Source organism: Furfurilactobacillus siliginis, assembly GCF_001437435.1.
GTDB lineage: Bacteria > Bacillota > Bacilli > Lactobacillales > Lactobacillaceae > Furfurilactobacillus > Furfurilactobacillus siliginis.
The window spans coordinates 5873-20204 of the sequence record NZ_JQCB01000001.1 but is presented as its reverse complement, the minus strand read 5'-3'; the positions used below and the strand labels follow the sequence as shown (position 1 = coordinate 20204).

Annotated in this window: 14 protein-coding genes; all 14 read left to right on the top strand. The window is 45.3% G+C overall.

The features are described 5' to 3' along the window. Nucleotides 1-165 precede the first annotated feature (165 nt). On the top strand, nucleotides 166-726 hold the full coding sequence (locus IV55_RS00090) for a VanZ family protein (protein ID WP_057808371.1): 561 nt from the start codon (nucleotides 166-168) through the stop codon (nucleotides 724-726). A gap of 157 nt (nucleotides 727-883) precedes the next feature. Beyond that, nucleotides 884-1612 carry a 16S rRNA (guanine(527)-N(7))-methyltransferase RsmG gene (gene rsmG, locus IV55_RS00085; RefSeq protein ID WP_057808370.1) on the top strand — a complete coding sequence of 243 codons (729 nt, stop codon included), beginning with the start codon at nucleotides 884-886 and terminating at the stop codon, nucleotides 1610-1612. A gap of 35 nt (nucleotides 1613-1647) precedes the next feature. Continuing rightward, nucleotides 1648-2493, top strand: a complete 846-nt coding sequence (gene noc, locus IV55_RS00080; RefSeq protein WP_057808369.1) for a nucleoid occlusion protein — start codon at nucleotides 1648-1650, stop codon at nucleotides 2491-2493. A gap of 24 nt (nucleotides 2494-2517) precedes the next feature. Beyond that, entirely contained in the window at nucleotides 2518-3285 is a 768-nt protein-coding gene (locus IV55_RS00075) for a ParA family protein (protein WP_057808368.1), read from the top strand. Beyond that, on the top strand, nucleotides 3275-4174 hold the full coding sequence (locus IV55_RS00070; RefSeq protein ID WP_057808367.1) for a ParB/RepB/Spo0J family partition protein: 900 nt from the start codon (nucleotides 3275-3277) through the stop codon (nucleotides 4172-4174). Before IV55_RS00075 ends, IV55_RS00070 begins: the two co-directional genes overlap by 11 nt. 26 nt (nucleotides 4175-4200) lie before the next feature. After that, nucleotides 4201-4389, top strand: coding sequence for a DUF951 domain-containing protein (locus IV55_RS00065; RefSeq protein ID WP_057808366.1), 189 nt, complete (start codon nucleotides 4201-4203; stop codon nucleotides 4387-4389). Nucleotides 4390-4414: 25 nt separating this feature from the next. Continuing rightward, nucleotides 4415-5518, top strand: coding sequence for a redox-regulated ATPase YchF (ychF, locus tag IV55_RS00060; protein ID WP_057808365.1), 1104 nt, complete (start codon nucleotides 4415-4417; stop codon nucleotides 5516-5518). 17 nt (nucleotides 5519-5535) lie between these two features. Continuing rightward, the gene (locus IV55_RS00055) at nucleotides 5536-6288 is read left to right on the top strand and encodes a DUF1129 domain-containing protein (RefSeq protein ID WP_057808364.1); all 753 of its coding nucleotides are present in this window, start codon (nucleotides 5536-5538) and stop codon (nucleotides 6286-6288) included. Nucleotides 6289-7138: 850 nt separating this feature from the next. Further along, entirely contained in the window at nucleotides 7139-7828 is a 690-nt protein-coding gene (gene croR / locus IV55_RS00050) for a response regulator transcription factor CroR (RefSeq protein WP_057808363.1), read from the top strand. 2 nt (nucleotides 7829-7830) lie between these two features. Continuing rightward, the gene (locus IV55_RS00045) at nucleotides 7831-8976 is read left to right on the top strand and encodes a sensor histidine kinase (RefSeq protein WP_057808606.1); all 1146 of its coding nucleotides are present in this window, start codon (nucleotides 7831-7833) and stop codon (nucleotides 8974-8976) included. Nucleotides 8977-9229: 253 nt separating this feature from the next. Then, nucleotides 9230-12064 (top strand): YhgE/Pip domain-containing protein, encoded by a 2835-nt coding sequence (locus tag IV55_RS00040; RefSeq protein ID WP_083483888.1) that lies wholly within the window; start codon nucleotides 9230-9232, stop codon nucleotides 12062-12064. Nucleotides 12065-12318: 254 nt separating this feature from the next. Beyond that, nucleotides 12319-12789 (top strand): MarR family winged helix-turn-helix transcriptional regulator, encoded by a 471-nt coding sequence (locus IV55_RS00035; RefSeq protein WP_057808361.1) that lies wholly within the window; start codon nucleotides 12319-12321, stop codon nucleotides 12787-12789. Between the two features lie 295 nt (nucleotides 12790-13084). Next, nucleotides 13085-13909, top strand: a complete 825-nt coding sequence (locus IV55_RS00030; protein ID WP_057808360.1) for an AzlC family ABC transporter permease — start codon at nucleotides 13085-13087, stop codon at nucleotides 13907-13909. Continuing rightward, a complete protein-coding gene (locus IV55_RS00025) occupies nucleotides 13906-14220 on the top strand; it encodes an AzlD domain-containing protein (RefSeq protein ID WP_057808359.1) in 315 nt (104 codons plus the stop codon). The genes IV55_RS00030 and IV55_RS00025 overlap by 4 nt, the downstream gene beginning before the upstream one ends. The last annotated feature ends 112 nt before the right edge of the window (nucleotides 14221-14332 follow it).

Below are 14332 nucleotides of genomic sequence, written 5' to 3'. Positions count from 1 at the left end.
GGCCGAAACCGCCCACTACCGCCGCTCCTGCAATTGCTCGGATCTTACCCGGGCTGGTTCGCTCTCACTTACATATCCTTTAGTTTTTCTGAAACTGAACCTTTTCTGCGGACATTGATTAGATGTCGCGGTAAGCTTTACGCATTAACTTGTTAAGGAGACGTCATGCTTATTCGCGATGTACATGGAATGGTGACCAGTGCGACGTTACTCATTCCACTGGCTGTCATTTTCATTTTATTTATTCTAACGGATGTTCGTCATCATCACGTGACGGCTGCGCGGGTCGTTTTTGAGCTCGCGTTATGTGTTTATCTGTGGCTGCTTTTTGACATGACGCTGTTTCCAATCAACATTAGTGGGGACGCGGAAACGTTAGCTGCCGGTGGGTATACTTTGCAAGGTGCCATTGCCACACGTCCATTGGCGTTGTGGTACAACTGGCAACAGCCGGGCAGCTTGTACCAAATCGTCGGCAATGGATTGATGTTGGCACCTTTGACGATGATGGTTGGGGGCTTGTTACTTCGTTTTCGAAGATTGCATGCTGCGCTAGGACTAGCGTTTGGCACGTCATTGTTCATTGAATGCACGCAACTCATTATGAATTTCTACAATCTTGGCGATCGTACTTTTGATATCAACGACCTAATTTTAAATACGATTGGTGGTTTAATCGGTTGGCTGGTCTTGAAAGCAGGTCTAGCAATTTGGCAGCGAGTTTAATTTAATTGAATGAATAAAAACAACCGTTGAGGATAATGATAACAGGTGGCGAAAGACCTTGTTGTTACTACCGTCGACGGTTGTTTTATTGCACTTTTTTCGGTAAACTAGGTGAGTACGTGAAACATCATTTGTGTTTCACATTTAAGGAGTGTTTATGAATCCAGAAGAGTTTGCCGCAGCCTTAGCTGACCACGGCATCGAAATCTCGACGCAGCAACAAAAACAGTTCGAACAGTACTATGAGCTGCTGGTGGAGACTAATCAAAAATTTAATTTAACGACCATTACGGAAAAGGCAGATGTGTATTTAAAGCACTTCTACGATTCACTAACCGTTGCGTTGTACGTGCCTGAGTTACAGACACAAACCGTTACGCTATGCGACGTCGGTGCCGGTGCCGGATTTCCATCATTACCACTAAAGATCATGTTTCCTAAGTTACAGGTCACAATTGTTGATTCACTCAACAAGCGAATTGGCTTTTTACAGGAAGTGGTTACGACCTTAGGGTTGGATCATGTGACCTTAGTACATGACCGTGCAGAAACCTTTGGCGCACGAAAAATGGCTAGTCGCGAAGCGTTTGATTTTGTGACGGGACGCGCTTTGGCACGGATGAGTGTCATGAGCGAACTATGCTTGCCACTTGTAAAGGTCGGCGGGCAGATGTTGGCAATGAAGGCCAGTGGCGCTAACGAAGAGTTGCAAGATGCGCAGTTTGCCATTTCGACACTAGGGGGTAAGGTAAGCGGTTCGCAAGAATTTAGCCTACCAATCTCCGGGGATCCACGAGAAATCATCATTGTGGATAAGGTTAAGCCGACACCTGGCCGCTACCCGCGCCGCGCCGGAACCCCTAATAAGGAACCGTTGCAGCGTTAATTGATTAAGTCTTTTGTGAAAGGAAAGGGATTCAGATGCCTTTTTCATTGTTCGGAGGTCGCGGTAAAAGCGACGTGAAACCACAACAAAAAATTGAACAAATCCCGCTGATCAGCATTGTGCCAAACCGGTTTCAACCGCGGCATGTGTTCGATCAGCACGCGATTGCTGAACTGGCCCAAACCATTGCTGAACATGGCTTACTGCAACCAATCGTGCTACGTGAATATGAGACTGATAAGTATGAGATTATCGCGGGGGAACGCCGTTTTCGAGCAGTAACCCTGCTTAACTGGGAGACGATTCCGGCCATTATCGACACGATGAACGATAATGAAACAGCTTCTTTAGCGTTAATTGAAAACTTGCAGCGAGAAGAACTGACGGCAGTTGATGAGGCAAATGCCTACCAACAGTTGATGCAGCTAAATGAACTGACTCAGCTTCAGTTGGCAAAAGGGGTTGGTAAAAGCCAATCCGCCATCGCCAATAAGCTGCGGTTGCTCAAGCTTAGCCAACCAGTTTTGGATGCTATCAGTGAACGTAAAATCACTGAGCGACACGGTCGTGCATTATTGCCATTAGACGCGCGCCAACAGCAGCAGGTTTTACGTCAGGTTGAGGAGCGGGATTTAAACGTCAAGGCAACCGAGCGGTTAGTAGCAGAGTTAACAACAGATACACCGGTTGTTCCACGGCGCCCTAAAAAGCGGTTGCGTGGATTGACATCAGATACACGGATTGCAGTTAATACAATCAAAGAATCTGCCAAAATGATTCGCGACACTGGCTTACCGGTACATGTTCACGAGGAAGCAACCGATGATGGTTACCGAATTGTGATTGATTTGCCAAAAGATGGACACACGAAGACGAACTAGGAAAGATATGGAGAGTTTACGTTGATGGGATATGTAATTGCACTTGCTAATCAGAAGGGCGGCGTTGGTAAAACAACGACCAGTGTCAATCTGGGTGCATGCTTGGCTAATGAAGGCCAACGCGTGCTGCTGGTTGATACGGATGCCCAAGGGAATGCTACCAGTGGGATCGGCATTCAAAAAGCGACCATTCAAAAAGATATTTATGATGTGCTGGTCAATGAAACCCCCATGTCAGAAGTGATTTTGGCGACCAATCATCCTGGTTTGGACATTGTACCAGCCACGATTCAATTATCTGGTGCTGAAATCGAGTTGACGAACTTAATGGCTCGGGAAACACGATTAAAGGATGCCTTGCAAGAGGTTCATGATGATTACGACTTCATTTTGATCGACTGTCCACCGTCGCTTGGTCTTTTGACCATCAACGCCTTTACGGCCAGCGATTCAATCTTGATTCCAGTGCAAAGTGAATACTATGCGTTGGAAGGGTTAAGCCAGTTATTAAATACCATTAAGCTAGTTCAAAAGCACTTTAACCGTAGTTTGCGGATTGAAGGGGTTTTATTGACGATGTTTGACGCGCGGACGAACCTTGGTGCACAGGTTAATGCTGAAGTGCAAAAATACTTTGGTGATCGCGTTTATAAGACAATCATTCCACGGAATGTGCGTTTGTCAGAAGCACCTAGTCATGGTTTAGCAATTATTGATTATGACCCTAAGTCTCGTGGGGCCGAAGTGTACTCAGAATTAGCAGAGGAGGTCCTTGAGGCGCATGGCAAGTAAGAAAGCAGCAAGTAGTAAAGGACTTGGACGTGGTATTGAAGCATTGTTTAGCGATAATGGCTTAGCTGATAATTTGAACGAAGTGACTGCTGAAAACGTGCAGGAATTATCATTATCAGCGATTCGTGCAAATCCCTATCAACCACGGCAAACCTTTGATAATAAAGCACTAAAGGAACTCGCAAACTCAATAGAAAAGTCAGGCGTGTTCCAACCAATCATTGTGCGACAACCTGATGCAAAACTGGAACGATATGAAATTATTGCCGGTGAACGGCGTTTTCGGGCTTCTAAGTTAGCCGGTAAACAAACTATCCCAGGTATTATCCGGACGATGGATGAACCTGAAATGATGGAAGTTGCCGTCTTAGAAAACCTGCAGCGTGAAGACTTAACGCCTTTAGAAGAGGCCGAAGCCTATCAAACGTTGATGGATAAGTTGAACTTGACCCAAGCGGAAGTTTCAGCGCGGTTAGGTAAGAGTCGGCCATATATTGCCAACTACATTCGTCTGCTTGGTTTACCAACAGCCATCAAGGAAATGTTGGCAAACGAAGAATTGTCCATGGGGCAAGCGCGGACGTTGCTTGGTCTGAAGGATAAACGTAAAGTCGTTGCGTTGGCACGCCGCATTGCTAAAAATGGCATGACGGTGCGTGAGCTAGAAAAAGTTGTTGCTGAGATGAATTCTAGCAAGCAAACTAAACCAGCTACACCAACGAAGAAGTCAGCATATGTGCGTGCTTCTGAAGATCAGTTGCAAGAGAAGTTTGGCACGAAAGTTCAGATTTCAAACGGCGCAGCGGGTCAAGGACACATCGAAATCGACTACATGTCCAATGATGATTTATCACGAATCTTAGATATTCTAGGCATTTCTTTAGATTAGTTGAACACTGCAACGGAGGTTAACGAATGTACGATAAGGGCGACGTTGTTGAAATGAAGAAACCACATCCATGTGGTGCAAATGAATGGGAAATTCTTCGGATGGGTGCAGACATTAAGATTAAATGTTTGGGCTGTGGGCACATGATCATGTTGCCACGTCGAGAATTTGAAAAGAAACTTAAAAAGGTGCTGCGTAAAGCAACCACCGACTAAATCAAGGAAAGTGTGAGTTTTTAACATGGCATTAACAGCAGGAATTGTCGGCTTACCTAACGTTGGTAAGTCAACGCTTTTTAACGCAATTACGAAGGCCGGCGCAGAAATGGCCAACTACCCCTTCGCTACGATTGAACCAAACGTGGGGATGGTGGAAGTACCAGATAGTCGTTTGGAACGAATTCAAGCGATCGAACCAGCCGACAAAGTCATTCCAACGACTTTTGAGTTTACTGATATCGCCGGAATCGTTAAGGGTGCTAGTCAAGGTGAAGGACTTGGAAACAAGTTCTTGGAAAACATTCGTCAAGTGAATGCGATCGTTCATGTGGTGCGTGCCTTTGATGACGATAACATCACCAGCGTAACTGGAACCGTTGATCCTTTGGAAGATATCGATACGATCAACACTGAACTGATTATTGCTGACCTAGACGCCGTGAACAAACGGTATGCGAAGGTAGAAAAGGCAGCGACTAATGCCAAAGAAAAGGATGCCATCGCTGAATATGCCGTGTTAAAGCGGATTAAGCCAGTCCTTGAAGAAGGTAAATCAGTCCGGACTTTGGACTTTGACAAAGATGAACAGCCTGTTGTGAACGGTTTGTTTTTGCTGACAGCTAAGCCAGTTTTATATGTGGCTAACATCGCTGAAGACGATATGGCTGATCCTGAACAATCACCTTATGTTCAACAGATTGAAAAGTTTGCTGCAACGGAAGGCAGCGGTGTAGTTGCTGTTTCTGCTCGTACCGAAGAAGAAATTGCTGAAATGCCTGATGAAGACAAACAAGACTTCCTTGAAGCTGAAGGTGTTGAAGAACCAGGTTTAAACAAGCTGATCCGTGCTTCATATAAGTTACTTGGCTTGGAAACGTTCTTCACGGCTGGTGGTAAGGAAACACGCGCGTGGACTTACCGTGCGGGTACCAAGGCACCTCAGGCAGCCGGTATTATTCACTCAGATTTTGAACGTGGCTTTATCCGTGCTGAAATCATGTCGTTTGCTGATCTTGATGAACTCGGTAGTATTCAAAAAGTTAAAGAGGCCGGTAAATTACGGGTCGAAGGTAAGGAATACGTCATGCAAGATGGCGACATCGTTGAATTTAGATTCAACGTCTAACGAGGAGGAAGCTAGTTGTGAGTGAAGATAATCGCGAACGAAATGCAAGTGCTAAACAGGAACATCATGGTCAGATTCGGACGGATACAAGTAAGTACAACGAACTGGGCTTGACCAAACGGAACCAGGAATTTATGTACCAATTAAATAAGGTGTTAGATCAACGTGGCTTTTCTGGTGAAAAGCGGAACGTTCAGGTGACGGATACGTTGACGAAGTTAGAAGAAGGTCAAAAGACAGGTCAGACTGCTAAGCAATTATTTGGCACACCAACAGCGTATGCTGAAGAGTTGATTAATGGCCCTGCTAAGAATTCTGCCGCAGCTAACGGTGAAGCAGCTGGTTACTGGCCAACTGCAGCTGACAGTGCGTTGAGTATGTTAGCAATTTTCGCTGGTATGTACGGAATCTTGGGCTTCTTTTCAAAGACACCCGCTGCCCAAGCAGGCCAAATGGGACTATTAGGAATTATCTTGGTTTCAGGTGTCTTCGGGTTAGGTTGGGCATGGTTAACACCAATGCTGAACCCAACTGACAAACGGAAGCGTGTGCCGCTGTGGCGGATTTTACTGGACATGGTTGCGTTATTAGCAGTAATCTTGCTGCTATTCACCGGGGTAACCATGCTGCCTCCAGTTATTAACCCAGTATTGCCACCAGTTGCCTACATTATTTTGGCATTAGCTGCCTTTGGTGCTGACTTGTGGATTCGTCGCCGTTTCAATGTGGTCGGTGGGATGTTTGCTGGTCCACGGAACCAACGACGGTAGGTTAGTGAGTATAAATTAAGTATAGACGAGAAGCTTTTGCTGACGGCCGGGAGATTAGGTCGGAGGTGAGGGCTTTTTTGGTTTGGGGGAACGGGGTGTGCTGATATATAGCGATAACGAGCTCTCCAGCCTTGAAACCTGTGCAGAACCTGGCCGCTGTCCGGAGCTTTGCTCCTACCACCGTCCTTGTTCTTGCTCGGTTTCAGAACAGGCTGGATCGCTCTCACATCCATAACGAGCTCTCCAGCCCAGCCGCCTGTGCATTGCTTGCCGACCGTCCGCGGGCGTAAACGCCCACTACCGCCCTGCCTGCAATTGCTCGGCGCCTACCGGGCTGGATCGCTCTCACTTTGATAACGAGCTCACCGACCTTGAGTCCTGTGCATTGCCTAGCCGCTTATTATGGGCCAAGTGCACCCACAATCACCGTCTTTGCAATTGCTCGGACTCAGAGCAGGTCGGTTCGCGCTCAGATCCATAACGAGCTCTCCAGCCCAAGATCCTGTGCATTGCCTGATCGCCGTTCGTGGGCCGAAACCGCCCACTACCGCCGCCCCTGCAATTGCTCGGATCTTACCCGGGCTGGATCGCTCTCACATCCATAACGAGCTCTCCAGCCCAAGATCCTGTGCATTGCCTGATCGCCGTTCGTGGGCCGAAACAGCCCCCTACCGCCGCTCCTGCAATTGCTCGGATCTTACCCGGGCTGGATCGCTCTTCTACTAATCTTTACCATCATTGCCCTTTCTTAATTTGTAGCGAACATGAAACTCGGGTAGAATGAACGGGTAAGCAACCGCTCCGCATTCGCGTTGAGCGCATTTAATAGTCTGTTGGAGGATTCATGTCGATGAAGATTTTAGTTGTTGACGACGATAAAGAAATTGCTCAATTATTGGAAATTTACATTAAGAACGAAGGGTACGAGCCTATTTCTGCATTCACTGGGAAAGATGCTTTGACCAAGCTAAACACTAATCCTGATATTGGTTTGATGATTTTAGATGTCATGATGCCTGAAATGAGTGGGATTGAAGTCGTTAAGCAAGTTCGTAAAGACTCACAAATTCCAATTTTAATTCTGTCTGCTAAGACCGGGGACATGGATAAAATTCAAGGCCTGATTTCTGGTGCCGATGATTATGTGACAAAGCCATTCAACCCACTGGAAGTGATGGCACGGGTTAAGTCCTTGTTACGTCGGTCAGAGGATCACGTTACCTCTGATACACCTGATGTATTAGACATTGGACCATTGACCATTAACAAGGATTCACACGAAGTTAAGACCATTGATGGGCAAACGATTCAGTTAACTGCCCTAGAATTTGGAATCTTATACTTGTTGGCAAGCCATCCAAACCGTGTTTTTTCTGCGGATGATATCTTTGAACGGGTTTGGCAACAGGAATCTGTTGTGTCCGCTAAGACTGTCATGGTTCACGTAAGTCATTTGCGAGACAAGATTGAAGAAGCAACGAACGGCGAAAAGGTCATCGAGACTGTTTGGGGTGTCGGTTACAAGATCGAGGCACACTAATGATGAGATTAACCCCACGCGAAAAGTGGTCGTTGATTTTTGAAGGGGTAGTAACCGTCGTGTTGCTGCTCCTTTTGAATTTGTCGATCATTGTCATTTTAAACGACGTATTACACTCCAACCCGGGAATTGCCGGCGGTGTGTACATGATTAAACGGTCACTAGTTATCGGCGGTCGGTACATTTGGAGTTATCAAAATCTCTTCATTGCCATCCTGATTTTGATTGATTGTGGCGTGCTTTACTGGCGGTTGATTCGGCGGTATCACTTGTACCAAATGAACCATATCATCGCTGAACTTCACTATATTTCAGAAGGTCACTTGGAACACCGGATTACGTTCAAATTGGATTATCGGCTGCAGCGCGTGGTTGATTCCGTGAACTCACTAGTCGACTCTGCGACGCAATCGATGAACGACGAACGACAGGCAGAACGGTCAAAAGATGAGCTGATTACGAACGTGAGCCATGATATTCGCACGCCACTGACCTCAATCATCGGCTACTTGGGATTGATTGAAGATCACCAGTATCAAAGTGAAGAGGATCTGGTGAAATATTCACACATTGCCTACTTAAAAGCGACACAGATGAAGTCGTTAGTGGAAGACTTATTTGAATACTTGAAGATGCGCGGTGCTGAAACTGACTTGGCGATTAACCAGGTAAACTTCAGCCAGATGCTTGAACAATTGGCAGCCAGTTATGAGTTGGAAGCCAGTCGTAAACACCTGACTATCAGTTCAACGAGTGATCCGGATGACATCATGATGGATGCCGATGCCGAAAAGCTGGGGCGTGTGTTTAACAACCTGATTTCAAATGCACTAAAGTATGGCGAGCAAGCAACGTTTATTTCATTAAATGCGAAGCTCGTGGGTGATCAAGTAATCGTCCGCGTGGCTAATGATGGTCGTGAAATTCCCACGGCTGCGTTGAATCAGTTATTTGAACGGTTTTATCGCGTCGAAGAATCACGGTCTAAGGAAACTGGCGGGACTGGTTTAGGTTTAGCGATTGCGCAGAGCATCGTCGAGCGACATGGCGGTTATATATTTGCCGAATCTGACGAAAAGTTGACGAGCTTTGTAATTCACTTGCCGGTTCATCAAGGTGTCAAACTACAGCCAACCGAATTAGGATAAAATAACGGTTGTCCATGTTATCATGTGGACAACCGTTTTTATTTTGAGTGCACAAGTGGTGTTATGACGGACAGGTAAGCGCTCTACAAAGACATTTCAAAAGTAGTTATCATCGTGAAATGGTTGAGGTTTGTTAACAAAAGGGGTATATTGTGGACTTGTAATGTCCGTAATGAGCATTTTTAAAATAAGTTATTTAAAAATTGTTGTTTAAGCACAAAAGCATTTATGAAAGAGGTGGCGCTAAGTGAAAATGATTGCCAACGAATGGAAATTTATCGGTAAAAACCGGTTAATTTTGATTTCCGTTTTAGCGATTATGATTATTCCTTTCCTATACAGTATTTTCTTCCTGAAGTCGGTTTGGAATCCATATGGAGAAACACAACATTTGCCAGTTGCCGTGGTCAACAATGACCAAGCAGTGTCTTATCAAGGTAAGACGCTCAGTGTCGGTGATGAGGCTGTGAAGAGTCTGAAGAAGGATCACCAGTTAGGCTGGCGGTTCGTTTCCGAAGACAAGGCTCAAAAAGGCTTGAAGGACAAGAAATACTATACGGTCGTTACCTTTCCAAAGGATACGTCTAAAAATGCTGCCTCTGTCTTAAGTGACAATCCTAAGAAAATGGATATTCAATACGAAACCAATGGCTCATTAAATTACATTGGGGAAGTTATCAGTCAGATTGGTGCCAGTGGGTTGAACGAAAAGATTCGTCAAACCATCATCAAAGCTTATGCAGATGCTACTTTCCAACAGATTCATAAAGTTGGTAAGGGGATGAACACCGCTGCCAAGGGTGCTAAGACATTGTCGAACGGTCAAAAGACCTTAGGCAATGGATTAGATACTTATACAGCGTACGTTAGCCAAGTGAACGACGGTGTTCAAACCATGAAGATGAGCGTTGGCCCATTAGCAGGTGGTGTGAACCAGTTAGCTGATGGTGGGAACGCACTGAATACTGGACTGCAACAACTGAATGGTTCGACTGGACAGTTGGCTGGTGGTGTCAGTCAGTTAGCTGGTGGTTCTCAGCAGTTGAGTGGTGGTATTTCACAATATACAGCTGGTGTTGGAACGCTAAATGGTGGATTACAACAGTTGAATGGTTCAACTAGTCAATTAGCTAACGGGGTCGGTCAGTTAAATGGTGGATCAAAAGAACTTTTGGTTGGTTCAGAGAAGGTTTCTGCTGGTGTCAAAGCTCTGAGCGATAATGTGCCAAATGTTAATAGTGGACTGGATCAGATTACGACTCAGCTTCAAGGTGTCCAAGGCATTATGAACCAGATGTCTGATAGCCAAGCAACTCTGGAAAATGTTCAGAGCCTGCAAAATGAACTGAAATCCTCAGATTTACAAGGTACTTTGACGGACTTACAACCACTTATTCAGTTAGCACCTAATCTTGGTGCTATTCAGGCACAGGTAAATCAGCTTGGTCAAATGTCTGGTAAGTTAACTGAGGCTCAACAAGGCGCCACGGCAATTTCTGGTGGTAACAAGCAGGCTGCTGATGCGCTTGTGGCCTTAAAGGGGCAGGAAAAAGACCCAGCAATTCAAGCACAGTTACAAGGGATTGCGGATGGCTTGAATAAAACTTCTGCCGGTGCGCAAAGTTTAGGCGATCAACTTGGACAGGCTAGTACTGGTGTTGCCAGTGCCAAAGGACTTTCCGATCAGTTAGCAAAAATTCATGTAACGGATAAAGATGTTAAAACGTTGCAGAATCTAGGGAAGCTGCAGGAGCAAGTAGCTGCTATTGAAAACTCTAAAACGGTAGCAACGCTGCAAAGTGCCGAAACACAAAAGGCAATTGCTGCTTTACCTGGTACGATTAACGAAGCCTTGGCACCGCTACAAAAGGATGGACAAGGTGGACAAATTGCGAAATTACGTGCATTTGCGGCCGGTGTTCAACAATTAAATGCCGGTGTTAACCCAACAAACGGTTCAAAGACGCTGGTTCAAGGTGCAACGGAATTGTCTGGTGGTCTTGGACAATTAAATGCACAAGTACCTTCATTAACGAATGGTGTTGCGGCGTTAGCTAATGGGTCACAACAGCTAAATGCGAACTCTGGTGCTTTAGTATCTGGCGCTAACCAATTAAACGGTGGTCTCGGACAACTTAACGCACAAGTACCACAGCTGGTCAGCGGCGTTAGTCAACTTGCCAACGGTTCTTATCAACTCTCTGGCGGCTTGAACCAATTGAACGGGCAGATTCCAGCCTTAACGAATGGTGTCAACCAGTTAGCTGACGGAACGTCACAATTAAATGCCAACTCACCAGCCTTGAAGGATGGTAGTAAGAAATTAGTAACTGGTTCCGTTAAATTATCCGGTGCGCTTGGTGATGGTGCTAAACAAGTTAACAGCATTCCACTATCATCTAAGACATCTGACATGTTCAGTGCACCAACGAAGCTGACACATAAGAGCTACAGTAAGGTTGCTAACTACGGACACGCATTGGCACCATACGTACTGTCGGTTGCCTTATATGTTGGGGCAGTGGTCTTCAACTTTGCTTACCCAATTCGGAAGATTTCGATGAGCGGTCAAAGTGCAACTGCTTGGTTCTTCAGTAAAGCAAGTGTTGGTTTGGTCGTTGCTGTGGTACAAGCAGTCGCTGAAACTGGTTTGATGTTACTATTCGGTCTCCAAGTTGATCATTTGGTTCAAATGTTCTCTGTCGCTATTGCCTTCTCTGTCGCGTCGATGTTCCTCGTAATGTTCATGTCCATGTTGCTCGACAATCCTGGTCGGTTCATTGCGATGGTTCTACTGATGCTACAACTTGGTGGTTCCGGTGGGACGTTCCCAATGCAAGTTACAAATGGATTCTACAACGCGATTCATCCATTCCTACCAATGACTTACTCAATCCTTGGATTACGCCAAGGGCTGACATCTGGTCTTGGTGCAGCAACCGCCTGGAACGCAGTTGGTTTGCTGAGCATGATGGCAATTGTCTTTGCAGCCTTGCTATGGGCTTCCATGGTCTTCTTACAACGGATTCATTTACAAGGTTTCTCACAGTTAGATGACAACCAAAAGCTACAAGAAGTTGAAAAGTAGAGTTTAAAAAAGCATGTACACTAGCCAATCTTTGCATTGGGTAGCGTACATGCTTTTTAAATTGCTTATGAACTCGCAATGATTTAATTTAGTTTCTATTAACAAGCTAACGTAATTGAGCTGCTAAATAAGATAGGGGGTATGGTATACTGAAATGAGTTGTTTGAGAAAAGTTTCACTAATGAATCAACCTCCGCTAATGAACGGTAGTGAGCTTTATGCGAGACAACATAATAAAGTGGAGGAAGCGTCAGATGGCAGCCGAGAGTCAGGAAGTTGAAGAAGTTATTGCAATGTTTCAGGAAGGATATTTAGACAGTATTCGCTCCATTATGCATACCTTGGATCAGGTTGCAGCCGTGTACGGTGTTGGCTGGAGTACCTTAGCAATTTTATTCCAGGTAAATGCCAATCCACGAATGACTGTTTCAGAGTTGTCAGCTTGCAACAAGATCACTAAGGGTGCAGTATCACTTCAGATCACTGAACTGTTAAACCGTGGGTTAATTCGGTTGAAGACAGATCCGAAAGATCGCCGGCGTCATGTGATTGTGGTGACGCCAAAAGGACAAGAGCTAGCACAAAAGACCAATCAAGTTGCCGGCAAGATGGCTACTGAGGTAATCCAGGCAATCAGTTTGGATGGGATGAAAGATATGCACAAAAAGCTGAGTGAGGTTGCACAGGCACTTAGCAAGGTTCCTTTAGACAAAAAAATTCAATAAATGAGATGTGTAAAACCAACGCTGAGGGTGACTCAATGGCGTTGGTTTTTTATTGCGATAATCCCCAAAAAAGTGGGGTAACGCTGTGATTTTATAAAATTAAATCGCTTTCACAACTGTTTCCGTTCGGGAATATCCTGTGGGATGCTTACAAACCTTATTTAATCATGGTAAAATATACTCGCATTGTTTCAAGATCTCATTGAGTCTTACTGTTTACGAACTAATCTGCGCCGTACGTAGGCGTACAGTTACGGGAACCATTGACCCGTGCTTTGATGATGGAGGATGCATTTTGAAAAAGGAACAGGCGAACTGGCTGGCAGTGCTAAAAATTGCGATGCCGCTATGTTTGAGCTATATTCCCATTGGTTTGGCTTGTGGTGTGCTATTGCATGCTGGTGGGTTAAACACCTGGCTAATTGGGCTGGTGTCATTGATTGTTTACTCTGGTGGTGCGCAATTTTTGATTGCGACCATGTTAACGATTCATGCACCGATTTCTCAAATCGTCATCATGTTGTTTTTCCTGGAATTGCGTTATGCCTTACTGGGATCAAGTTTATCGCATTACCTAAAGAAGTCGTCTCACAAGTTTATTTTAGGATTTGCCTTTTCGCTAAATGATGAAAACTACGCGGTTAACTACCTGAAGTTTGCGACAGATAAATTCTGGACGCCAGGGAATGCCTTGCTAGTGGAACATTACGCGCTGTACACTTGGGCAATTTCAAATGTGATTGGGAGTTTGATCGGGTCATCATTGACCATCAACCTTGTGATCGTGGACTTTGCGTTGACTGCTTTATTCCTCTTCATGGTTACGATGCAAGTAAAACGTCGCTTGACGCTGTTAACTGCTATTTTATCGGGGATTTTATCTGCGTTCTTCTGTGTCACCATGAAGAGTACTTTAGGGATTGTTGTGGCCACGATGCTGGGATCCACTGCTGGATTCTTAGCCGACCGGTTTATTCGGTCAATGTCACCAGATAGTCCATTGCTTTATAAAGTGCGTGGACCATCGGGAACGCGGGAAATGATCAACGATCAAGCGTTGACCGAAGAACGCCTTCTGGATGAACAAAACGAGAAGACAAAGGATACGAAACAACCATGAAAGATTTAACACTGGTTCTGTTAGCCGGGGTGGCCGCGTTTATTCCGCGGTACTTCCCAATGTTATTTTTCTCCAAGCGAAAGATTCCCGATTGGTTTAACGAATGGATGGGCTTTGTTCCCGTTTCGCTGTTTACTGCACTAATCGTTAAACAAATCTTTGTGACGTCGACGTATGCCTTCTCATTGGGCAATGTCGCGGCGATGATCTCCGCTGTCATTGTTATCCTCATCGCGTACTTCACGCGTTCCATGACGTTGTCTGTTGTCTTAGGGCTTGCGGTTATGTGGGGCTTAACGATGTTGCTATAATTCAACTTTGTTCCAAAGCATGTCACACACTGTGACATGCTTTTTTTGTTGTCTCGGGCTGGAGTGAGTGTCTCCGACAAAACAGGATAACAGTGAGCTCACTGCGTTCGCG